The sequence below is a fragment of the Actinophytocola sp. genome (assembly GCF_050699915.1).
Classification (GTDB): domain Bacteria; phylum Actinomycetota; class Actinomycetes; order Mycobacteriales; family Pseudonocardiaceae; genus Actinophytocola.
Genome location: NZ_JBOHGA010000101.1, coordinates 1 through 21200 on the forward strand (window position 1 = coordinate 1; position 21200 = coordinate 21200).

At 71.4% G+C, this 21200-nt stretch carries 22 protein-coding genes and 1 pseudogene; 4 read left to right on the forward strand and 19 right to left on the reverse strand.

From position 1 onward, the window contains the following. Window positions 1-314: AfsR/SARP family transcriptional regulator (locus tag ACRDSK_RS18695; RefSeq protein ID WP_431442362.1), on the reverse strand; the 314-nt coding region annotated here is incomplete at its 3' end. A 44-nt stretch (window positions 315-358) separates the two neighbouring features. Between ACRDSK_RS18695 and ACRDSK_RS18700 the strand changes: the two genes are divergently transcribed. Further along, complete coding sequence (locus ACRDSK_RS18700) at window positions 359-1312, forward strand: 5'-3' exonuclease (RefSeq protein WP_431442363.1); 954 nt, start codon at window positions 359-361, stop codon at window positions 1310-1312. Window positions 1313-1320: 8 nt separating this feature from the next. Here the strand turns inward: ACRDSK_RS18700 and ACRDSK_RS18705 are convergent, their stop codons facing one another. The 11 genes from ACRDSK_RS18705 to ACRDSK_RS18755 form a co-directional block, all read right to left on the reverse strand. Further along, complete coding sequence (locus ACRDSK_RS18705) at window positions 1321-2550, reverse strand: GNAT family N-acetyltransferase (RefSeq protein ID WP_431442365.1); 1230 nt, start codon at window positions 2548-2550, stop codon at window positions 1321-1323. Window positions 2551-2598: 48 nt separating this feature from the next. Then, a complete protein-coding gene (locus ACRDSK_RS18710) occupies window positions 2599-2880 on the reverse strand; it encodes a DUF4333 domain-containing protein (RefSeq protein WP_431442366.1) in 282 nt (93 codons plus the stop codon). A 110-nt stretch (window positions 2881-2990) separates the two neighbouring features. After that, entirely contained in the window at window positions 2991-3224 is a 234-nt protein-coding gene (locus ACRDSK_RS18715) for a DUF4333 domain-containing protein (RefSeq protein ID WP_431442367.1), read from the reverse strand. 71 nt (window positions 3225-3295) lie between these two features. Continuing rightward, window positions 3296-3925 (reverse strand): DUF4333 domain-containing protein, encoded by a 630-nt coding sequence (locus ACRDSK_RS18720; RefSeq protein ID WP_431442369.1) that lies wholly within the window; start codon window positions 3923-3925, stop codon window positions 3296-3298. A gap of 120 nt (window positions 3926-4045) precedes the next feature. Then, complete coding sequence (locus tag ACRDSK_RS18725; RefSeq protein ID WP_431442370.1) at window positions 4046-6796, reverse strand: DEAD/DEAH box helicase; 2751 nt, start codon at window positions 6794-6796, stop codon at window positions 4046-4048. A gap of 30 nt (window positions 6797-6826) precedes the next feature. Further along, complete coding sequence (locus ACRDSK_RS18730) at window positions 6827-7717, reverse strand: diacylglycerol/lipid kinase family protein (protein ID WP_431442372.1); 891 nt, start codon at window positions 7715-7717, stop codon at window positions 6827-6829. Window positions 7718-7733: 16 nt separating this feature from the next. After that, window positions 7734-8600, reverse strand: a complete 867-nt coding sequence (tatC, locus tag ACRDSK_RS18735) for a twin-arginine translocase subunit TatC (protein WP_431442373.1) — start codon at window positions 8598-8600, stop codon at window positions 7734-7736. A 102-nt stretch (window positions 8601-8702) separates the two neighbouring features. Beyond that, window positions 8703-9002 (reverse strand): Sec-independent protein translocase subunit TatA, encoded by a 300-nt coding sequence (tatA, locus tag ACRDSK_RS18740; protein ID WP_431442385.1) that lies wholly within the window; start codon window positions 9000-9002, stop codon window positions 8703-8705. Window position 9003: 1 nt separating this feature from the next. After that, a complete protein-coding gene (locus ACRDSK_RS18745; RefSeq protein ID WP_431442386.1) occupies window positions 9004-9267 on the reverse strand; it encodes a bacteriophage holin in 264 nt (87 codons plus the stop codon). A 64-nt stretch (window positions 9268-9331) separates the two neighbouring features. Next, window positions 9332-10306 (reverse strand): helix-turn-helix transcriptional regulator, encoded by a 975-nt coding sequence (locus tag ACRDSK_RS18750; RefSeq protein WP_431442374.1) that lies wholly within the window; start codon window positions 10304-10306, stop codon window positions 9332-9334. Next, window positions 10307-11287 (reverse strand): helix-turn-helix transcriptional regulator, encoded by a 981-nt coding sequence (locus tag ACRDSK_RS18755; protein WP_431442375.1) that lies wholly within the window; start codon window positions 11285-11287, stop codon window positions 10307-10309. A gap of 158 nt (window positions 11288-11445) precedes the next feature. On the opposite strand from ACRDSK_RS18755, the gene ACRDSK_RS18760 reads away from it, so the two are divergent. After that, window positions 11446-12168 carry a FadR/GntR family transcriptional regulator gene (locus ACRDSK_RS18760; protein WP_431442377.1) on the forward strand — a complete coding sequence of 241 codons (723 nt, stop codon included), beginning with the start codon at window positions 11446-11448 and terminating at the stop codon, window positions 12166-12168. Beyond that, a complete protein-coding gene (locus ACRDSK_RS18765) occupies window positions 12165-12887 on the forward strand; it encodes a sterol desaturase family protein (RefSeq protein ID WP_431442378.1) in 723 nt (240 codons plus the stop codon). The genes ACRDSK_RS18760 and ACRDSK_RS18765 overlap by 4 nt, the downstream gene beginning before the upstream one ends. Here the strand turns inward: ACRDSK_RS18765 and ACRDSK_RS18770 are convergent. Further along, window positions 12884-13567 carry a TetR/AcrR family transcriptional regulator gene (locus ACRDSK_RS18770; RefSeq protein WP_431442379.1) on the reverse strand — a complete coding sequence of 228 codons (684 nt, stop codon included), beginning with the start codon at window positions 13565-13567 and terminating at the stop codon, window positions 12884-12886. The genes ACRDSK_RS18765 and ACRDSK_RS18770 overlap by 4 nt on opposite strands. Window positions 13568-13656: 89 nt before the next feature. Here ACRDSK_RS18770 and ACRDSK_RS18775 point away from each other — a divergent pair, with 89 nt between their 5' ends. After that, window positions 13657-15825, forward strand: a complete 2169-nt coding sequence (locus ACRDSK_RS18775; protein WP_431442380.1) for an MMPL family transporter — start codon at window positions 13657-13659, stop codon at window positions 15823-15825. 70 nt (window positions 15826-15895) lie between these two features. On the opposite strand, the gene pafA is transcribed toward ACRDSK_RS18775, so the two are convergent. The 6 genes and pseudogenes from pafA to ACRDSK_RS18805 all read right to left on the reverse strand — a co-directional run. After that, window positions 15896-17254 (reverse strand): Pup--protein ligase, encoded by a 1359-nt coding sequence (gene pafA, locus ACRDSK_RS18780; protein ID WP_431442381.1) that lies wholly within the window; start codon window positions 17252-17254, stop codon window positions 15896-15898. A 92-nt stretch (window positions 17255-17346) separates the two neighbouring features. Next, a complete protein-coding gene (gene prcA / locus ACRDSK_RS18785) occupies window positions 17347-18156 on the reverse strand; it encodes a proteasome subunit alpha (protein ID WP_431442382.1) in 810 nt (269 codons plus the stop codon). A gap of 41 nt (window positions 18157-18197) precedes the next feature. Continuing rightward, complete coding sequence (gene prcB / locus ACRDSK_RS18790; RefSeq protein ID WP_431442383.1) at window positions 18198-19085, reverse strand: proteasome subunit beta; 888 nt, start codon at window positions 19083-19085, stop codon at window positions 18198-18200. 46 nt (window positions 19086-19131) lie between these two features. After that, the gene (locus tag ACRDSK_RS18795) at window positions 19132-19326 is read right to left on the reverse strand and encodes a ubiquitin-like protein Pup (protein WP_378054289.1); all 195 of its coding nucleotides are present in this window, start codon (window positions 19324-19326) and stop codon (window positions 19132-19134) included. 129 nt (window positions 19327-19455) lie between these two features. After that, entirely contained in the window at window positions 19456-20964 is a 1509-nt protein-coding gene (dop, locus tag ACRDSK_RS18800) for a depupylase/deamidase Dop (protein WP_431442384.1), read from the reverse strand. A gap of 26 nt (window positions 20965-20990) precedes the next feature. Continuing rightward, window positions 20991-21200: pseudogene (locus ACRDSK_RS18805) on the reverse strand (aldo/keto reductase); the annotation flags it as partial.

A 21200-nucleotide genomic window follows, 5' to 3' on the forward strand; every position in this document is an offset into this window, starting at 1 on the left:
GCGGCGAGCCGCTCGAAGCGGTGCAGGTCGACGGCCTCGGGCGGGACGGCCAGCCGGTAGCCGGCCGGGGTCGACTCGACCACCGGCTCGGGCAGGACGCGACGCAGCCGGGACACCAGCGCCTGCAGCGCGTTGGTGGCCTCGGCCGGCGGCTCGGTGCCCCAGACGCCGTCGATGAGCCGCGCGGTGGTGACGACCCGCCCTGGATCCAGCGCCAGCAGGATCAGCAGCGTGCGCAGCCGCGCACCGGTGATCTCCACCGGCGCCCCGTCGTCGGCCTGGACTTCCACCGGACCGAGCAAAGTGATCCGCACGTGTCGATTCTGCCTTCTCCCGCGGGCATGGCAGGCTGGCGGCCGTGAGTGGTCACCTTGCGCTGCTGGACTCGGCCAGCCTGTACTTCCGCGCCTACTTCGCGACCGTTCGGTCGCTGCCCGATGCGATGACCGCCCCGGACGGTACGCCGATCAACGCCGTCCGCGGGTTCGCCGACATGATCGCCCGCATCCTCGCCGAGCGGAAGCCGTCCCGGCTGGTGGCCTGCCTGGACGCGGACTGGCGCCCGGCGTTCCGGGTACAGGCACTGCCCTCGTACAAGGCGCACCGCGTGGCCGATCCGAAGAACAACATCGAGGAGGTGCCCGACACGCTGACGCCGCAGATCCCGATCATCCTCGACCTGCTCGACGCGGTCGGGATCGCCACCGCCGAGGCCGACGGCTACGAGGCCGACGACGTGATCGGCACGCTCGCGCACCGCGAGGCGACCGACCCGGTGGAGGTCATCTCGGGCGACCGGGACCTGTTCCAGGTCGTGCGCGACGAGCCGACGCCGGTGTCGATCGTCTACGTCGGGCGCGGCTGGGCGAAGGCCGAGGTCCTCGGGCCGCGCGAGCTCGCCGCGCGCTACGACCTGCCGCCGGCCAACAGCGGCCCGGCCTACGCCGACATGGCCCTGCTGCGCGGCGACCCGTCCGACGGGCTGCCCGGCGTGGCCGGCGTCGGCGAGAAGACCGCGGCGAAGCTGATCACCCGGTTCGGCTCGCTGGAGGGCCTGCTCGCCGCGGCGGCCGCGGGCGACAAGATGGTGCCGCTGCGGGTGAAGGAGGCGCTCACGGACGCCGCGAAGTACGTCGCGGCGGCGCCAGTGGTGGTCCGCGTGGCGACGGACGCCGCGGTGGTGATCGACCGGCCCGACGCCGTACCGACCGAACCGCGCGACCTCGACCGAGTGCGGGCGCTGCAGGAGAAGTGGGACCTCAGCACGTCGGTGGACCGCCTGCTCGCCGCCCTCCCGGCGGCGCACGCCTAGCGCGCGGGTCAGAACAGACTGCCGCACCAGGACGGGCGGTCCGTCGCGAACAGGTGGTCGGCGGAGGCGAGCGCGGTCGGGTCGTGCGCGGTGAGCCGGCCGACCTCGGCGAGCTTCGACGGCCGCCACTCGCCGAGGTAGATCATCGCCAGGGTCTCGACATCCATCGTGAGCGCGGCCGGCGCGGACGTCCGTTCCGTCCCGTGTGGACTGATCAGGTAGCGGCCGGAGTTGGCCGGCAGCAACGGATCCGCGACCTCGATCACCACCTGGTCCGCCGACCCGTACGCGCGGGCGGCGAGCGCGCGGGGCACGTCGACGATCCGCAGCCACAGCTCGTCGTCGCGCTCGCTGCGGATCGCGAAGAAGTCGACCAGCATCGCCTCGAGCGGGTCGTCCACCGGTCGGGAGTAGACGGTCACCTCCTCGACGAGGTCGATGTCGAGCAGGAAGCGCCACAGGTCGTTCTCCACGCCCTGGTTCGCCGCGACGAAGTCGAGCACGGCGATCGAGGCACCGACGCGCGGGTCGTCGGACGGGAACGGGCCCGGCCGGTAGCCGACGAACCCGTCGATCTCACCGTGCTCGTCGTAGTGCGCGGCGGCGCGGAAGTGCCCGTGCGTCATGCGGTTCTCGTAGCCGAGGACCCACCAGGCGGGCGAGCGGCCCATCATCCCGGGCCGGGTCCGCAGCCGCTCGTACACCGCCGGCAGCAGCGACATCGCCTCGTCCATGGTGATCAGCCGGACGGTGCCGGCGGTGGGCACCTCGGGGCGCAGGCCGGCGCGGGGCGAGCGGATGCGCAGAGTGCGCACGCGGGTGGCCAGGCCGTAGCCGTAGCGGCCGTAGATCGTCGTCTCGGCGGCGTGCAGCGCGGCGAACACCTCGCCGGCGGCGGCGAACTCGGCGAGCTGGCGCCGCATCAGCCCGGTGAGCGCCCCGCGGCGGCGGTGGTCGGTCCGCACGCCGACCGCGGTGACACCGGCCATCGGCAGGATCGCGCCGCCGGGGACGGTCAGGCCGGACGACAGTGAGGCGGCGGTGCCGATCAGGGTCGTGCCGGCGAAGGCGCCGAGGGCGCGGCCGGGCTCGTAGACCCTCCGCATCGTGGCCCACTTCTCGTCGTTCAGCGGCTCGTCGTGCATCGCCTCGCGGAAGACGTCGCTAGCCACCCGCAGCTCGTCGTCGTCGAGCGTGCGGAACTCGAACGCGGTGGCCCGCGTCAGGGTGTCGGTCACCAGCAGATCATGCCTCGTCCGACCGCGAGTCGGCGACCGATTACCGCGCTACTTCGGGGGGCTGACCTCGAACTCGCCGTTCTCGTTGAGCACGCTGACCGTGACGGTCTTCTGCTCCCCCGCGACCGTCACCGCGCAGTCGAACTCGAGCGCGAGCTCGGCCGGGCAGTCCACGTTGCCGATGTCGGTGAGCTGGTACTCGCGCTCCAGGACCTGCTTCACGCCGTCGGCGCCCTCGAGGAGCTGCTCGTTGAGCGCGTCCGGCGAGGGCAGCTCCACGTCGACGTTGATGTCCGGCACGTCCTCCCCGCACCCGGCGAGCAGAAACATCGGTACCGCAACGATTCCCACGACCAGTCGACGCACACGCACCCCTTCGACACCCGGAAATGTCCGGATCGAGCCTACCGGCCGACGGGCCGGACGCCGGCGCCCGGGGGCTACTTGCCTGCCGGCGTGGAGACCTCGTACTGCCCGTCCTCGTTGACGACGGTGATCCTGACCGTCTGCTCCTCGCCGCGAATGGTCACCTTGCAGTCGAAGGTGCTGCCCTGCTTGACCTCCTGGTCCGCAGGGCAGTCGACGGACCAGATGTCCTCGGCGGGCTCGTTGTAGTTCTCCACCAGGATCTTCCGCACACCATTGGCACCCTCGAGCACCACCTCGTCGAACACCAGCCTGCCCGTGTCGACCTCGGCCGGCGCCGCTTCGACGGTCTCGGTGACGGTTTCGGTGACCGTCGGCGCTACTTGCCTGCCGGCGTGGAGACCTCGTACTGCCCGTCCTCGTTGACGACGGTGATCTTGACCGTCCGCTCCTCGCCGCGGATGGTCACCTTGCAGTCGAAAGTGTTGCCCTGCTTGACTTCCTGGTCGGCCGGACAGTCGACACCCTCGATGTCCTCTGCGGGCTCGTTGTAGTTCTCCACGAGGATCTTCCGCACGCCGTTGTCGCCCTCGAGCGCGCCCTCGTCGAAGACCTTCTTCGTCAGGAAGCCCGGCGTCACGAAGCCCAGCACGCCGAACACGCCCGCCGCGAGCACGACCACCACGACCACGACCCAGATCCACGCGCCGCCGCCCTTGCGCGGGGGCGGACCGTACGGCGACTGGCCCGGGTAACCCGGCTGCTGCCCGTAAGCGCCGTAGGGCTGCTGCGGCTGCTGCCCGTAGGGGTACTGCTGCTGCCCGTAGCCGCCGTAGGGCTGCTGCGACGGATCCGGCTGCCCGTAAGGCGGTTGCTGCCCATAGCCCTGCGGAGGCTGCGCGGGGAACCCCCCGGACGGCGTGCCCGGGGTCGGACCGCCGCCGTAGGGCTGCTGTCCCCACTGCTGCTGGGGGTCGTTCCCACCGGGAGGCCCGTAGGGGCTGCTCATCGTTCGCCTCCGCAAGTCGGCTCTGGTCTGGGCGCGATCAAACCATATATCGGCCGGTGCGCATCCCGTGTGCTCCGCCACGCGATTCCAGCCGTCTGGCCGATGGTCCTGCCACCGGCGTCATGCGGTGCCAAGTGCGACGACGCCGCGGCGCATGCCGCGCACCGCCTCGTCCGCCGCGGCGCCCACGGGATGGGCGCGGCCCATCACGTCGCGTAGCTGGTCGAGCAAGTCGATCACCTGCCGGCACCATCGCACGAAGTCGCCCGCGGAGATCTCCGCACCCGCGGACTCCGCGGCGGTCATGACCCGCTCCAGCGACTCACCGCGCGCCCAGCGGTACACCGTCCACGCGAACCCCGCGTCCGGCTGGCGGGTGCGCTCCAGCTTGTGCCGCCGCTCGTCGGCCTCCAGCGACGCCCACTGCCGCGCCGTCTCGGCCAGCGCGTCGGTCACCGCCCCGGCCGGCACCCGCGGCTCGCTCGGCCCGTCCCGGCGCGCCTCGAACACCAGCGCGGACACCACCGCGGCCAGCTCGGGCGCGCCGAGCGAGTCCCACACGCCCTGGCGCAGGCACTCGGCGGCGAGCAGGTCCGACTCGCTGTAGAGCCGGGCCAGCCGCCGGCCGTCGTCCGTGATGCCATCCTCACGGTCGAGGTAGCCGCGCTCGGTCAGCAGCGCGCGGATCCGGTCGAAGCCGCGAGCGAGCGAGTGCGTGGTGGCCGCGACCTTCTGCTCCAGCTGCTGGGTCTCCGTCCGCAGCCGGCGATGCCGCTCCGCCCAGCGTGCGTGCACCTCACGGTCCGTGCAGCCCTGACAGGGATGCGCGCGCAGCGCCCGGCGCAGCGCCGCCAACTCCCCGTCCTCGCCGGTTTCGGTGGCCCGGCGCCGGTTGCGGCCCGGCGCCTCGATCCCGGTGTTGCGCAGCGTCGACGCCAGGTCCCGGCGCGAGCGCGGCGAGCGCAGGTCGACCTGCTTGGGCAGCTTTACCCGGCCGAGCGCCTCGACCGGCGCCGGGAAGTCGGCCACCGACAGCCGGCCGGACCACCGGTCCTCGGTGACCACCAGCGGCCGCGGCTCACCCATCGGGTCCAGGCCGGGGTCGACGACGATCGCGAGCCCCGCCCGGCGTCCGGACGGCACGGCGATCACGTCACCCCTGCGCAGCGCCTCCAGCGACCGCGCCGCCTCGGCCCGCCGAGCCGAGGCGTTCTTGCGGGACAAGGACCTCTCCCGCTCCGACAGCTTCGCCCGCAGCTCCATGTACTCCGCGAAGTCGCCGAGATGGCAGGTCATCGGCTCCTGGTAACCCTCGAGCGCCTCGCGGTTTCGCTCGATCCGGCGGGCGAGCCCGACCACCGAGCGGTCGGCCTGGAACTGCGCGAACGACTGCTCCAGCAGCTCGCGGGCGGCCTGCGCGCCGAGCCGGGCGACGAGGTTGACGGCCATGTTGTAGGCGGGCCGGAACGACGAACGCAGCGGGTAGGTCCGCGTCGACGCGAGGCCCGCCACCGCCTTCGGGTCCACACCAGGGCCCCAGACGACGACCGCGTGCCCCTCGATGTCGATGCCGCGCCGCCCGGCCCGGCCGGTGAGCTGCGTGTACTCCCCCGCCGTCAGCTCGACGTGCGCCTCGCCGTTGTACTTGACCAGCCGCTCCAGCACGACCGTGCGGGCCGGCATGTTGATGCCCAGCGCCAGCGTCTCGGTCGCGAACACGACCTTCACCAGGCCGCGGACGAACAGCTCCTCGACGGTCTCCTTGAACGCCGGCAGCAGCCCGGCGTGGTGGCTCGCGAACCCGCGCTCCAGCGCCTCCCGCCACTCCCAGAAGCCCAGCACCCGCAGGTCGGCGTCGGCGAGGTCCTTGGTGCGCGCGTCGATGACGCGACGGATCTCGGCGACCTCGGCCTCGGTGTTCATCCGCAGGCCGGCGCGGACGCACTGGCCCATCGCGGCGTCGCAGCCGACCCGGCTGAACACGAACACGATGGCCGGCAGCAACCCCGCGCCGTCGAGCCGGGAGACGACGTCGACCCGCGACGGCGGCCGGAACCCCGGGCCGCGCGGCGGAGGCCGCCGACCGCGGGTGCGCGGGCCGCGCCACGGCACCTGTTCACGCGTCGCGTTCTCGGTGCGGCGCAACAACTCCGGGTTGATCTTCGGGTCGCCCTCGACGTCCTCGCCGGCGAACAGGTCCAGCATCCGCCCGGACACCATCATGTGCTGCCACAGCGGCACCGGCCGGTGCTCGTCGACCACGACGGTCGTGTCGCCGCGGACCTCGACGAGCCAGTCGCCGAACTCCTCCGCGTTGCTGACGGTGGCGGACAGGCTAATCAACCGCACCCAGTCCGGCAGGTGCAGGATCACCTCCTCCCACACCGCGCCGCGGAACCGGTCGGCGAGGTAGTGCACCTCGTCCATCACCACGTAGCCGAGGCCGTCGAGCGTCGAGGAACCCGCGTAGAGCATGTTGCGCAGCACCTCGGTGGTCATCACGACGATCGGCGCGTTGCCGTTGACCGACGAGTCGCCGGTGAGCAGGCCGACCGACTTCGAGCCGTACCGCTCGACGAAATCGGCGTGCTTCTGGTTCGACAGCGCCTTGATCGGCGTGGTGTAGAAGCACTTGCGGCCCTCGGCGAGTGCGAGGTGCACGGCGAACTCGCCCACGACGGTCTTGCCGGCCCCGGTCGGCGCGCACACCAGCACGCCGTGCCCGTCCTCCAGCGCGGCGCACGCCTGGTCCTGGAAGGGGTCGAGCTCGAATGGCAGCTGCTCGACGAACTCGGTCAGCTTGGGATGGCTGGACCGGCGCCGCGCCGCCGCGTAGGCCTGGGCCGGAGACGGAGATGGGCTGCTGGCCACACCTCCAAGACTGTCACACCTCGCCGGTGCTCACGTGGTCGACCCGACCACCGTGAGAGCGTCGGGCACGCAGCTGACCTCGACCGGGAGCGGTCCGATCCGTTCGCCGTCGGCGTAGGCGACCCAGCCGTTGGCCTCGCCGAGACGAACCTGCCGGGCCCGCGAGCAGCTGACGATCGGGTTGTGCACATGGTTGCCGGTGCGCAGCCCCGGCAGCATCTTGACCATGTCGAGCCGGCTGGCGCGGCCGACCAGCGTGATGTCGAACTGCCCGTCGGTCGGGTCGGCGTCGGGGCAGATCGGGATGCCGCCGCCGTAGTGCGGGATGTTGCCGATCGCGATCTGGGTGGCCTCGTGCTCGGCCCGGGTGCCGTCCTCGACGACCGTGAGCGGTCCCGGCCGCAGCCGGGCCAGCTCGGCGAGGATCGCCAGGTCGTAGCGCCGTGGGCCGGAGGGCCAGCGCATCCGGTTGGCCCGCTCGTTGACCGCGGAGTCGAACCCGGCGCACAGCACGCCGGCGAACCACGGGCCGCCGCTCACCCGGCCGAGGTCCATCCGGGTTCGCTCGCCGGCCTTGAGAGCCGCGACGAGCGCGTCGGTCGCCGCCAGCGGGTCCTTCGGCGCACCGAGCGTGCGGGCGAGGTCGTTGCCGGTGCCGGCGGGAACGACGCCGAGCGCGACGCCGGTGTCCGCGCAGAACTGCACGCCCTGGTGAGCCGACCCGTCACCGCCGACGACGACCAGCACGTCCAGCTTCGCGCCGTGCGCCTGCTCCATCAGCCGGCGCGACTCCTCGACCGTGCTCGCCGCGACCGTGACCAGGTCGTCGACCGCGCCGCGCAACCGGTCGGCGACCGTGTCCGCGATCCGGCCCGCCCGGCCGAGGCCGGACGCCGGGTGTACCACCATGGCGGCCCTCATGTGCAGCGGCGTCCCGTCAGGTCACGTCGTCGAAGCCGGCGGGCGACTCCGACTTCTTGGGCCGGTCCGGCACGTCCTCGGGCTTGAGGTCGTAGTCCTCCGGGTCACCCCAGCCCTCGGCGACCGCCTCCCGGTCCTTCTTGCGGTCGTGGACGCGGGCGATCTGCACGGCGACCTCGAACAGCACGGTCATCGCGACGGAGAGCGAGAGCATGCCGATCGGGTCGGTGCCCGGGGTGGCGACCGCGGCGAAGACGAACAGGCCGAAGATGATCCCCCGTCGCCACTTCTTGAGGTTGCGGTAGGGCAGCATGCCGATCCGGTTCAGCATCGTGATCAGCAGCGGCAGCTCGAAGCTGACACCGAAGATCAGCAGCATCACCAGGACGAACGAGATGTAGTCGTTCGCGGCCAGCGCCGTGATGAACGTGTCACCACCGAAGCTGACCAGCACCTGCAGGCCCTTGGGCACCACGAAGTAGGCCAGCACGGCGCCCGCGGCGAACAGGATCGAGGCCAGCACCACGAAGATGCGGGTGAACTTCTTCTCGTTCGTGTACAGGCCCGGGGTGATGAAGGCCCAGATCTGGTACAGCCAGAACGGGCTGGTCAGCACCGCGCCCGCGGCGAGGCCCACCTTGAACTGGATGAGGAACGCCTCGAACGGCTGGGTCTGGAGCAGCTGACACTTGCCCGGGATGGGCTCGAAGCGGACGCCGGCGGGCAGCGCGCAGTATGGGGCGGTGAGCAGGTCGCCGAGCGACGAGACCGGACCGATCCGCCACTGGAACCACAGGAACCCGGCGATGCAGCCGACCAGCAGGGCCAACAGCGCCAGACCGAGCCGGTGCCGCAGCTCGTACAGGTGATCCCGTAGGGACATTGTGCCGTCGGGATTGTGCCGGCGGCTGCGAAGTTTCTTCTGCTCCCGGCGGCCATCGTCCCGGCGGAGCGATTTGCGCGCCACCGTCTAGGAACCGTTCTCTCAGCTGGCGTTCTTGTTCTGCTGCTCGACCGGCTGGGCTCCGTTGGTCTGCGCGGTGTTCGGTGCCGACGTCGGAGCCGGCGTCGGCGGCTGAGCCTCCGGCAGCTGCTGCTGCACGACCGGCTGGGCCGGCGGCGCCTCGGGCTTCTCGGCGTCCTTGTCCTCGCCGCGCATGCCCTTGGTCTCTTCCTTGAAGGCCTTGGCGGACTTGCCCAGCGAGCGCGCCATCTCCGGCAGCTTCCGTGCTCCGAAGAGCAGGATGATCACACCAGCGATGATCAACAGCTCGGGTACACCCAAGTTACCCACGGTCATCCTCCTGTCTCCCCCGGCGCCTCGATGGTACGGCAGCCGGGGCATGCTTCACCCGCGCGCGGGTCTCCTTCATCGCTACCCGCAAGGCGGCGGTCCGTGCCCGCAGCGTGCCCGTCCGGTCCTCGATCCGGGCTCCCGCCACCGCGGCCGTCGCGTTGAACCGGCGCACGCCGTGCAGTGCCCGAACGAGCACCAGCACGAGCAGCCCCAACCCCACGACGACCACGATCCAGGTCGGCAGGTACGACATCACGTTTCCTACCGTAGTGGGCATGTGGTCCCGGTGGGGTCGACGGCACCCGGCAGCCCCGCGATCACGGGGTTACCGAGAGCTGTCCGGCCCGTGACAACGCTCGCCTTGCTCGTTCCCGCAGACCCACGGCCAGCTCCGCCGGTTCCTCGACGGTGACGTCACCACCGAGGCCCAACAGCAGCCGGACCATCCACGACAGGTCGGCATAACGCATCCTTATTCGGAGCCGACCGCCGTCCAGTTCGGTCAGCTTCTCCACCGGGTAGTACTCCGACACCCAGCGCGCGTCCGGCTCCAGCACCAGCTGGGCCACCTCCTGGTCCGGGCGCTCCCGGAACAGGCCGGCGGTGGTGTCGGTCTGCTCGGCGTAGGGCGGCGGCGCGCCGGGCTCGTCGAGCTCGGCGACCTCGTCGATGCGGTCCAGCCGGAACAGCCGAACCGCCTCGGCCCGCCGGCACCACGCCTCGAGGTAGCTGCGCCCCTCGACGATCAGCATCCGCATCGGGTCGACCGTGCGCTCGGTGATCTCGTCCTTCGACGCGGTGTAGTAGGTCATCCGCAGCGCCCGCCCGGCCTTGAGCGCGCCCTGCACGACCTGCCGCGCCAAGGCGGTGTTCTTGCCCTCGCGCACGCCGAGCCCGACGGCCACCCCGACCGGCTGCGCCTGTCCGGCCGCGGCCTCGATCTTGGCGACCGCGCGGCGTACCGCGTCCGCGTCGGCCACGCCGGGCGCCTCCAGCAGCGTGCGCAGCGCGACCAGCAGCGCGGTGGCCTCGGCGCCGGTGAGCCGCAGCGGCCGGTTCATGCCCGCGTCGAAGTTGACCGAGATCGTGTCGCCCTCGAAGGACAGGTCGATCAGGTCACCCGGGCCGTAGCCCGGCAGCCCGCACATCCACAGCAGCTCCAGATCCTTGCGGAGCTGCTTGGCGGTCACGCCGAAGTCGGCGGCGGCCTCGTCGACCCTGATGCCCGGCCGCGCGATCAGGTAGGGCACCAGCGCCAGCAGCCGAGGCAGCCGGTCCTGCGATGTACTCACTCACTCCCCCTGCTTGCCGCCCACGACCGCGAGCAGCCGCTCGTGCACCGACTTGCGCAGCACCTCCGGCTCGAGGACCACGGCGTCCTCGCCGTAGCCGGCTATCCAGCTGGCCGACGAGTCGGTGTACAACACCTCCAGCTCGACCACGTCGCCGGCGACGCCGTCGATCGTCTGCTCGTCCACGATCTTGGCCCGGCGGCGCAGTCCCGCCGCCCTGTTCTTCGCCAGCCACAGCCGCACGGTCGACGTGTCCGGCGGCTCGTCGCTGGCGCGCGTGATGAAGTCCAGCAGGTCGACGTCCGGGGGCCGCTGCACCACCCCGGACCGGCCGAACACCTCGACCTCGCCGACGATGCGGGACAGCCGGAAGCAGCGCGGCGCGTCCCGGTCCCGGTCGTGCCCGACCACGTACCAGCGGCCGCGCCAGGACACCACGCCCCACGGCTCGAGCGTGCGCCGGCGCAGCTCGGCGGGGCTGGGCCGGCGGTAGTCGAAGCCGACCGCCCGGCCGGACTGCACGGCGGCGAGCAGCGGCCCGAACGCCGGCTCGGTGGTGCGCACCTTCGGTTCGACGACCGCGGGCACGCCCTGGTCGACGTCCACTCCGGCGGCCCGGAGCTTGAGCAGCGCGCCGGCCGCGGCGCCAGTCAGCTCGGGCGAGTCCCACAGCCGCACGGCCAGCGCGACCGCGGCCGCCTCGTCGGGTTCCAGGTCGATGTCGCCGAGCTCGTAGTCGCGCCGGGCGATCCGGTAGCCGTCGACCGTGTCGAAGGACCAGTTCCGGCCCACCTCCAGCGGCACGCCGAGCTCGCGCAGCTCCGCCTTGTCCCGCTCGAACATCCGGTAGAACGCCTCTTGCGTGGGCGCGTCCGAGTAACCGGCCACGAGGGTCCGGATGTGTTCGGCGGTCAGGTACTGGCGGGTGGACAGCAGACACAGCACCAGGTTGACGAGACGTTCGGCGCGTGCGACGGACACGTTTCGAACTCTAGCCCGACTGACACACCTCAGTCCTCCCAACGCGCCCGGCGATTCGTGCGAACGGTCCGTTCGCTCGGCGTTCCCCCGATCGGGCAGGTCGTCGAGTTGGTCTGACCACTTGACCGTCCGGCCTTCTGCACGGCATGGTGTCTCGCATGGCCCTACAACCCGTCGCCCGCCGGTCCGTGCCGGACGCGGTCTTCGAGCAGATCCTCGCGGACGTGGTGACCGGGGAGTTCGCGCCCGGCGACGCGCTGCCCAGCGAGCGCCGGCTCGCCGAGGTACTCGGCGTGTCCCGGCCCGCGGTGCGCGAGGCGCTACAGCGGGTGGCCGCGGCGGGGCTCGTCGAGGTACGCCAGGGCGACACGACCACGGTCCGCGACTACCGCCGGCACGCGAGCCTCGACCTGCTCCCCCGGCTGCTGTCTCCTCGGGGCGAGCTGGATCTGTCCGTGGCCCGCAGCATCCTCGAGGCGCGGCTGCTGGTGGGTCCGAAGGTCGCCGAGCTCGCCGCCGAACGGGCCGGCACGCGGCTCGAGATCCCGCTGCGGGACATCGTCGACGCGCTCGAGGCCGCGCCCGACGCCGTCGGCCGGCAGCGGCAGGCGCTGGCGTTCTGGGACCAGGTCGTCGACGGCGCCGACTCGATCGCGTTCCGGCTGATGTTCAACAGCCTGCGCGCCGCGTACGAGCCGGCCATCGAGGTGCTCGGCCCGGTGCTGGACGCCGAGGTCACCCGCGTCGAGGTCTATCGCGCGCTGACCGCGGCCATCACGGCCGGCGACGCGGCGCGGGCACGGCGCCTCGCCGAGAACCTGCTCGGCGCCGGCACCGACGGTCTGCTGACGGTGATCCGGAAGTTGGAGGAACAGGAATGACCGAGGACGTCGACGCACGCGCGCGGGCCCGGGTCCGCGCGGACGAGGCCGCCATCACCGGCTCCCGCCGCCGCTCGACCAGCCTGGCCGGCGCGGCCCGGGCGTTCTGGCGGCACCCGTCGCCGTGGATGCTCGCCGCACTCATGGCCGCCACGCTGACGGCCCGCCTGCTCACCGGCGACTGGCGAACGAGCGACGCGCTCACGCCGGTGGCCATGCTCGCCGTGTTCCCGTTCTTCGAGTGGGCGGTGCACGTGTGCGTGCTGCACTGGCGGCCGCGCCGGGTCGGCCGCGTCACGATCGACCCGCTGCTGTCCCGCAAGCACCGCGCGCACCACGCCGACCCGCGGGACGCGCCCTTGGTGTTCATCCCGTGGCAGGTCCAGCTGTGGCTGCTGCCGGCGACGACCGCGATCGCGCTGCTGGCCTTCCCCCGGCTCGGCCAGGGGCTGACCTTCCTCCTGACGGCCGCCGCGCTGGGCCTCGGCTACGAGTGGACGCACTACCTCATCCACAGCGACTACCGGCCGCGCACCAAGCTGTACCGGGCGGTCTGGCGCAACCACCGGCTGCACCACTACAAGAACGAGCACTACTGGTTCACCGTGACCACGTCCGGCACCGCGGACCGCGTCCTGGGCACCCACCCCGACCCGCAGACCGTCCGCCTCTCGCCCACGGTCCGGGACCTGCACTCCCGCGAGACGACCGCGAGCTAGCGGGCCGCCATTCGCATCTCGTCGGCGAGCAGGGTCTCCTGCTCCGCAGTGAGGCCGTTGCCGGCCAGGCCGTGGCCCAGGACCAGCATCGCCTTCACCACGGCCTCCTCGCGGACCTCCGCCGGCATGTCGCGCAGCGGGCCGTCGAGCAGCATCGACAGGCCGTGCACCACCGCCCAGGCCGCCACCTCCGCCAACGGGCGCCGCTCCACGCTGAGGTAGCCGACGGCGACCAGCTCGTCCAGCGACTCGAGCAGCATGCCGAACGGGTCGTTCTCGCGGATCTGGTTCAGGTCGCGCACCGGGCCCTCCCACGAGAACACCGTGCGGAACAGGCCCGGCTGCGCCTTCGCGAAGGCGATGTAGCCACGTCCCAGCGCGGAAAGGCTGCCCAGCGCGTAGCGCACCGGGTCGTCGGACTGCGGGCGCGCGGACAGCTCCTTGTGCATCGCCGCCGCCAGCTCGTCCAGCGCGCTGTCCTTTGCCGCCCCCAGCAGCTCCTCCTGGCCCGTGAAGTGTCGGTACGCGGCGGTCGGGGTGACGCCCACCAGGCGGGCCGCCGCGCGGATCGACACCGAGCTGGGTCCGCCCTGCGCCGCGAGCTCCGCCGCCGCGGCGATCAGCGCGTTGCGGAGGTCGCCGTGGTGGTACGCGCGCTTGGCCGAACCTGAGAAACCCATGAGATCGATGTTGACACCAGCCAACATCGATGGCAAGTTAACAGCCGTCAAGTTTACGGATGTACACATTCGCCTCCGCAGGAGCTCTCATGTTCGGTCGCATCGGCCGGTTCACCGCCTCCCACGCACGCGCGGTCCTCGCGATCACCGTGCTGTTGATGGTCGGAGCCGGCGCGTTGGGTTTCACCGCGTTCGGCAAGCTGCAGACCGCCGGCGGGTTCGAGGACCCAGCCGCCGAGTCCAGCCAGGCACAAGAACTTCTCAACTCGAACTTCGGCGGCGGCAACGACGTGGTCATCCTGATGACCGCGGCCACCGGCACGGTGGACGACCCGGCCGTCCGGGCCGCGGCCACCGAGCTCACCGACCGGCTCTCGGCCGATGCCGCGCTGGCCGATGTCACCTCCTACTTCACGACCCAGGCCCCGCCGATGAAGTCGGCCGACGACAAGCACGCGATCGCGGTCGCCAAGTTCGCCGGGGACGACGTCGACGTCGCGGAGCTGCGCGAGACCTACGGGTCGACCGACGGACCGCTCGACGTCCGGATCGGCGGTCCCGAGGCGATCGGCCCGGACATCGGCGAGCAGGTCGGCAGCGACCTCGCGCTCGCCGAGGCGATCGCGGTGCCGATCATCCTGGTGTTGCTGGTGATCGTCTTCGGTAGCGTCGTCGCCGCACTGCTGCCGCTCGCGATCGGCGCGATCGCGGTGCTCGGCACGTTCGCCGTGCTGTCGATCCTCGGCTCGCTCACCGACGTCTCGGTGTTCGCGATCAACCTGACCACCGCACTCGGCCTCGGCCTCGCGATCGACTACGCGCTGCTGATGGTCAACCGGTTCCGCGAGGAGCTCGCCGGCGGACGCGACACACACGACGCGGTGGTCCGCACGGTCGAGACGGCCGGCCGCACGATCATGTTCAGCGCCCTGACGGTGGCGGTCGCACTCGCCGCGCTGCTGGTGTTCCCGCTGTACTTCCTGCGGTCGTTCGCCTACGCCGGCGTCGGCGTGGTCCTCGTGGCGATGATCGGCGCGATCGTGGTCCTGCCGGCACTGCTCACGGTGCTCGGGCCGAAGGTCAACTCGCTGCGGCTGCCGTGGGTCAAGCGCACGCCCAGCTCGGTGTCGGCGGTGTGGGGCCGGATCGCCGGCTTCGCGATGCGCCGCCCGGTGCTGGCCGGCGCGCCAGTGGTCATCATGCTTGCGATCGCCGCGATCCCGCTGCTGCGCGTGGAGTTCGGCACGCCGGACGACCGGGTGCTGACGACCGCCTCGGAGACCCGGGTCGTCGGCGACGTGCTGCGGGCGGACTTCCCGACCGACGACAGCAAGGCGCTGCAGCTGGTCACTCGCGGGCCGGCGGACGTCACGGACTACGCCTCGCGCCTGTCGTCGGTGCCCGGCGTCGAGTCCGTGACCACCAGCTCCGGCACGTTCGCCGACGGGCGGGCGGCCGGTCCCGGCAACCCGGCGATGGCGGCCCGGTCCGGCGAGCAGCGGCTCACCATGCTGACCGACTACGACGCCCACTCGACGGCCGGCCAGGACCTCGTGGCGACCGTCCGCGACGTGCCGACCGGCGGGACGGACGTCCTGGTCGGCGGCGAGGCCGCGCAGCTGGTCGACAGCAAGGCCGCGATCGCGGACCGGCTGCCCCTGGCCGGCGGGCTCATCGCGATCAGCACGTTCCTGCTGCTGTTCCTGTTCACCGGCAGCCTGCTACAGCCGCTGCGGTCGCTGTTGTTCAACGTGCTCGGCCTGTCCGCCACGCTCGGCCTGATGGTGATGATCTTCCAGGAGGGCTGGCTGTCGTCGTGGCTGGGCTTCACGCCGCTGCCGCTCGACACGAGCATGTTGGTGCTGCTGTTCTGCATCGTGTTCGGGCTGTCGATGGACTACGAGGTGTTCGTCCTCAGTCGCATCAAGGAGATGCACGACCTGGGCGCCCCGGCGCGCGAGGCGGTCACGCGCGGGCTGTCCCGGACCGGCCGGCTGATCACGATGGCCGCGGTGCTGCTGGCCGTCAGCCTGCTGGCCTTCGGGACGAGCGGAGTCAGCTTCATCCAGATGTTCGGCATCGGCTCAGGGCTCGCGATCCTCATCGACGCGACGCTGATCCGCGGCGTGCTGGTGCCGGTCAGCATGCGGGCGCTGGGCCGGGCCGCGTGGTGGTCGCCGCCGTTCCTGCGGCGGGTGCACGGCCGGGTCGGCCTGAAGGAAGAGAGCGAGCCCGAGCCGGAGCTCGCCCGCGTCTGACGCGCTCGTGAGAGAAGACGCCGCCCCGGTGCCTCGGCACCGGGGCGGTGTTTCGTTCGTGCTCGCCGGCTCAGAGCGAGGCGATCAGGCGTTCCACCCGCTCGTCGACCGCGCGGAACGGGTCCTTGCACAGCACGGTGCGCTGGGCCTGGTCGTTGAGCTTGAGGTGCACCCAGTCGACGGTGAAGTCGCGGCCCGCCTGCTGGGCCGCGGCGATGAAGTCGCCGCGCAACTTCGCCCGGGTGGTCTGCGGCGGCGTGTCCTTGGCGGCCTCGATCTCGCCGTCCTCGGTCACCCGCGCCACCAGGTCCTTGCGCTGCAGGAGGTCGAAGATGCCGCGGCCACGGCGGATGTCGTGGTAGGCCAGGTCCAGCTGGGCGATCCGCGGGCTGGACAGCTCCATCCCGTGCTTGGCCCGATAGCGCTCGACGAGCCGATGCTTGATGGCCCAGTCGATCTCGCGGTCGATGACCGACAGGTCCTGCCGCTCCACCGCGTCCAGCGTGCGGCCCCACAGCTCGATGACGCGGTCGGCGATCGGGTCTGGCGACCGCTTCGCGACGTGCTCGACCGCGCGGGAGTAGTACTCGCGCTGGATGTCCAGCGCCGACGCCTCGCGCCCGCCGGCCAGCCGGACCAGGCGCCGGCCGGTCAGGTCGTGGCTGATCTCGCGGATCGCGCGGATCGGGTTGTCCAGGCTGAAGTCGCGGAACTGGACGCCGTCCTCGATCATCTCCAGGACGAGGTTGGCGCTGCCCACCTTCAGCAGGGTGGTCGCCTCGGCCATGTTCGAGTCGCCGACGATGACGTGCAGGCGCCGGTAGCGCTCGGCGTCGGCGTGCGGCTCGTCGCGGGTGTTGATGATCGGCCGGGACCGGGTGGTCGCCGAGGAGACGCCCTCCCAGATGTGCTCGGCACGCTGGGACAGGCAGTACACGGCGCCGCGCGGGGTCTGCAGGACCTTGCCGGCGCCGCAGATCAGCTGGCGGGTGACCAGGAACGGCAGCAGCACGTCGGCGATCCGGGAGAACTCCCCCGCTCGGGTGACGAGGTAGTTCTCGTGGCAGCCGTAGGAGTTGCCCGCCGAGTCGGTGTTGTTCTTGAACAGGAAGATGTCGCCGCCGATGCCCTCGTCGGCGAGCCGGCGCTCCGCGTCGACCAGCAGGTCCTCGAGGATCCGCTCGCCGGCCTTGTCGTGGGTGACCAACTGGACGAGGTCGTCGCACTCCGCGGTGGCGTACTCCGGGTGGGAGCCGACGTCCAGGTAGAGGCGCGAACCGTTGCGCAGGAAGACGTTCGAGGACCGACCCCAGGACACCACACGCCGAAACAGGTACCGGGCGACCTCGTCCGGGCTCAGCCTTCGCTGCCCGTGAAACGTACAGGTCACGCCGAACTCGGTCTCGATACCGAAGATCCGCCGCTGCATCCTCTTAGCCTAGGCGCTGGAGGCCCGAACGTGGTCGGGCCGCTCCGAGGTGAGATGAACGCGTCATCGGCGCGAATGGCCGCTGAACGGGATCAGTCCTTGTCCGAACCGCCGTTCGAGTCGCCGTTGGGCTCTGCGTCGCCCTTCTCGCCGTCGGACTTCTCCCCGGGCTCGGCGCCGGCCGGCAGCACAGCGGCGAGCGCGGCGCCCTCGATGCGGCGGAAGGCACGTCGCCGGCGGGACCGCTCTAGCACCGCGACCTCGACCTTGCCGATGCCGCCCTGGCCGTTGTCGCTGTTGCCAGACGACGAGCTGGCCGCGTTGCCCGAGGTGGTGCCCGAGGAAAGGGCACGCATCGCGAAGGCCACCGCGTCCTGCAGCGACATGCCGTCCTCGTAGGAGTCCTTCATCGTGTTGACGATCGGCTCGGTCTGCCCGCCCATCACCAGGTACTGCGGCTCGTCGACGATCGAGCCGTCGTAGGTCAGCCGGTAGAGCTGGTCGGACTCCGGCGCGGCGCCCACCTCGGCCACGCAGATCTCCACCTCGAACGGCTTGAGCTGGTCGGTGAAGATCGAGGCGAGCGTCTGCGCGTATACGTTGGCAAGCTGCCGGGCCGACACGTCACGCGGATCGTTGGCGTAGCCCCACAGGTCGACGTGCCGGATGCCGCCGCGGCGCAGGCTCTCGTACTCGCTGTAGCGCCCCGCGGCCGCGAACCCGATGTTGTCGTAGATCTCCGACACCTTGTGCAGCGTGGTCGACGGGTTCTCTGCGACGAACAGCACGCCGCCCGAGTATTTGAGCGCGACCACGCTACGGCCCCGCGCGATGCCCTTGCGGGCGTACTCCGAGCGGTCCCGCATCAACTGCTCGGGCGAGGCGTACAGCGGCATGGTCACGGCGGTGGCTCCTCAGCGTCGTCTCGTGGATCTGTGGTTCGTCAGCCGCGCGGCTGACTGGATCGTTCGGTCACGACCGCCTCGGCCACCGTGGCGGCCTCCTCGTCGGACACGTGCACCGCGCCCTCGGCTCCGGTGATCGTGATGACGCTCGGGTAGATCTTGCGGGCCAGGTCCGGGCCGCCGGTGGCGGAGTCGTCGTCAGCCGCGTCGTACAGCGCCTCCACGGCCTGCCGGATGGCGGCGTGCACGTCGCTGCCCGGGTCGTAGAGCTTCTTGAGCGCCGAGCGGGCGAACAGCGAACCGGAGCCGACCGAGTGGAAACCGGCCCGCTCCTCGTAGCGGCCGCCGACCACGTCGTAGGAGATGATCCGGCCGACGTTCGCAGGGTTGTCCGCGCCCAGGTCGAAGCCGATGAACATGGGCAGCACCGCGAGGCCGGCCATGGCCACGTCGAGGTTGCCGCGGACCAGCGTGGCCAGCTTGTTGGCCTTGCCCTCCAGCGACAGCGAGACGCCCTCGATCTTCTCGTAGTGGGACAGCTCGAGCGTGTAGAGCCGGACCATGTCGATCGCGAGGCCCGCGGTGCCGGCGATGCCCACGGCCGAGTAGTCGTCGGTGACGAACACCTTCTCCATGTCGCGCTGGGAGATGAGGTTGCCCGAGGTCGCCCGGCGGTCACCCGCGATCAGCACGCCGCCGTCGAAGCTGATGGCGACGACCGTCGTGCCGTGCGGCGGCGCCGGGCTCAGCTCCGACACGCTCCGGCGCGCCTGGACCGGGTCGTCCCCGTGCCACCCGCGTTGGCCTCCGGGCAGCAGGTGGGGTGCCTGCACCCGGAGGAAGTCGGTGAACGAGGACGTCTCGGCCGTCAGGTAGGCAGCCGGGAGTGATGCGCCGGGCATGGCGCGAGACGGGATGTGTTCCATGCCTGCTTTCGTTCCTGGTCACGAGCCAACGGGTGTTGGGAAGAACTTACTCGCCACCCTTTTGGACGTACGCGCGGACGAAGTCCTCGGCGTTCTCCTCGAGAACGTCGTCGATCTCGTCAAGGATCGTGTCGACATCCTCGCCGAGCTTCTCCCTGCGCTCCTGGCCGGCCGGAGCGGCGCCGTCGACATCGTCGTCGCCGTCACCGCCGCCTTGCCGTTGCGTCTGCTCCTGGGCCATGTGTCCGCCTCCGGATCTGGATCGTCTGCCTACCAGGCTACCGACCGGGACCGACATAGTCGCGGACCATCCGAGCGAAGATCGTGATCGCCGTCGGTGAACGCGCCGGTCCCGGCGGGTCGACCCGGGTCAGCGGCGGGACCCGCCGGTGAGCGCGTCGACCAACTCCTCGGCGGTCCGCGAGGCCTCGATGAGCTCGCCCACGTGCGCCTTCGTGCCCCGCAGCGGCTCCAGCGTCGGGATCCGGACGAGCGACTCGCGGCCCAGGTCGAAGATCACCGAGTCCCACGAGGCGGCGGCGATCGCGTTCGGGTAGCGCTCGAGGCAGCGGCCGCGGAAGTAGGCCCGGGTGTCCATCGGCGGCGTGGTGATCGCCTCGGTCACCTCCTCCTCGGTGACCAGGCGCTTCATCGAGCCGCGGGTGACCAGCCGGTTGTAGAGGCCGTTGGCCATCCGGACGTCTGAGTACTGCAGGTCGACCAGCTGCAGCCGGGGTGCGGACCAGCCGAGGCCGTCGCGGGCGCGGTAGGCCTCCAGCAGCCGCAGCTTCGCCGGCCAGTCGAGCCGGTCGGCGCACTCCATCGGGTCGCGGGCCAGCGTGTCGAGGATGTCGCCCCAGGTGCTGAGCACGTTCATCGCGACGGCGTCCTGCTCGACGCGGTCCAGGTTCTCGGAGATGAGCTCGTGGTAGGCGCGCTGGACGTCCAGGCCGGTGAACTTCTTCCCGTTGGCCAGCTCGATGGTCGCCTTCAGGCTCGGGTCGTGGCTGAGCGTGTGCACCGCGCGGACCGGGTCGGCCATCTTCAGGTGGTCGAAGCGCAGCCCGCTCTCGATCATGTCGAGGACCATCGCGGTGGTGCCGACCTTGAGGTAGGTGGACGTCTCGGCCAGGTTCGCGTCGCCGATGATGACGTGCAGGCGGCGGTACTTGTCGGCGTCGGCGTGCGGCTCGTCGCGGGTGTTGATGATGCCGCGCTTGAGCGTGGTCTCCAGGCCGACCTCGACCTCGATGTAGTCGGCCCGCTGGGACAGCTGGAAGCCGGCCTCCTCGCCGGCCGCGCCGACACCGACCCGCCCGGACCCGCAGACGACCTGGCGGGACACGAAGAACGGGGTGAGGCCGGCGATCACCGCGGTGAACGGGGTGCTGCGGGCCATCAGGTAGTTCTCGTGGGTGCCGTAGCTCGCGCCCTTGCCGTCGACGTTGTTCTTGTAGAGCTGCAGGCGGGGCTGGCCGGGCACGGTGGCCGCGCGCATGGCGGCCTCCTCCATGATTCGCTCGCCGGCCTTGTCCCAGATGACGGCGTCGCGGGCGTTGGTGACCTCGGGCGCGGAGTACTCGGGGTGGGCGTGGTCGACGTAGAGGCGGGCGCCGTTGGTGAGGATGACGTTTGCCGCGCCCAGGTCCTCGACCTCCGGGTCGGCGGGCGGCATGCCCGGCGCGCCGAGGTCGAACCCGCGCGCGTCGCGCAGCGGCGACTCGACCTCGTAGTCCCAGCGAGCCCGCCGCGCGCGCGGGATGTCCGCCGCGGCGGCGTAGGCAAGTACGACCTGTGTGGAGGTCAGGACGGGGTTGGCGGTGGCATCCCCGGGAACGGCGATGCCGTACTCCACCTCGGTGCCCATGATCCGACGCATGTCGTCAAGCCTACGGGGGCAAGGGTTCAGGACCAGGCCAGGGCAGCTCGAGCCGCCCAGTACTCCGCCGGCTCGACGGCCAGGTACGGCAGGCTCGCCGCCCCGCGCACGGTCAGCGCCGCGAGGTTGCTGCGCAGCTGCGCCGGTCCGGCCGGGCCGAGCAGCACGGTGTCCGCCCACGGCACGGTCAGCACCGCGGCCAGCGCGACCGCGTCCGGCCCGACGTCGTGCCGGGC

Coding starts and splice junctions, on each gene's coding strand:
- dop (WP_431442384.1), bottom strand. CDS start 20,964: ATGCGTCGGATCATGGGCACCGAGGTGGAGTACGGCATCGCCGTTCCC.
- prcB (WP_431442383.1), bottom strand. CDS start 19,085: ATGGAACACATCCCGTCTCGCGCCATGCCCGGCGCATCACTCCCGGCT.
- ACRDSK_RS18720 (WP_431442369.1), bottom strand. CDS start 3,925: ATGAGCAGCCCCTACGGGCCTCCCGGTGGGAACGACCCCCAGCAGCAG.
- ACRDSK_RS18710 (WP_431442366.1), bottom strand. CDS start 2,880: ATGTTTCTGCTCGCCGGGTGCGGGGAGGACGTGCCGGACATCAACGTC.
- ACRDSK_RS18775 (WP_431442380.1), top strand. CDS start 13,657: ATGTTCGGTCGCATCGGCCGGTTCACCGCCTCCCACGCACGCGCGGTC.
- ACRDSK_RS18730 (WP_431442372.1), bottom strand. CDS start 7,717: ATGAGGGCCGCCATGGTGGTACACCCGGCGTCCGGCCTCGGCCGGGCG.
- ACRDSK_RS18765 (WP_431442378.1), top strand. CDS start 12,165: ATGACCGAGGACGTCGACGCACGCGCGCGGGCCCGGGTCCGCGCGGAC.
- tatC (WP_431442373.1), bottom strand. CDS start 8,600: ATGTCCCTACGGGATCACCTGTACGAGCTGCGGCACCGGCTCGGTCTG.
- ACRDSK_RS18770 (WP_431442379.1), bottom strand. CDS start 13,567: ATGGGTTTCTCAGGTTCGGCCAAGCGCGCGTACCACCACGGCGACCTC.
- ACRDSK_RS18745 (WP_431442386.1), bottom strand. CDS start 9,267: ATGTCGTACCTGCCGACCTGGATCGTGGTCGTCGTGGGGTTGGGGCTG.
- ACRDSK_RS18795 (WP_378054289.1), bottom strand. CDS start 19,326: ATGGCCCAGGAGCAGACGCAACGGCAAGGCGGCGGTGACGGCGACGAC.
- pafA (WP_431442381.1), bottom strand. CDS start 17,254: ATGCAGCGGCGGATCTTCGGTATCGAGACCGAGTTCGGCGTGACCTGT.
- ACRDSK_RS18760 (WP_431442377.1), top strand. CDS start 11,446: ATGGCCCTACAACCCGTCGCCCGCCGGTCCGTGCCGGACGCGGTCTTC.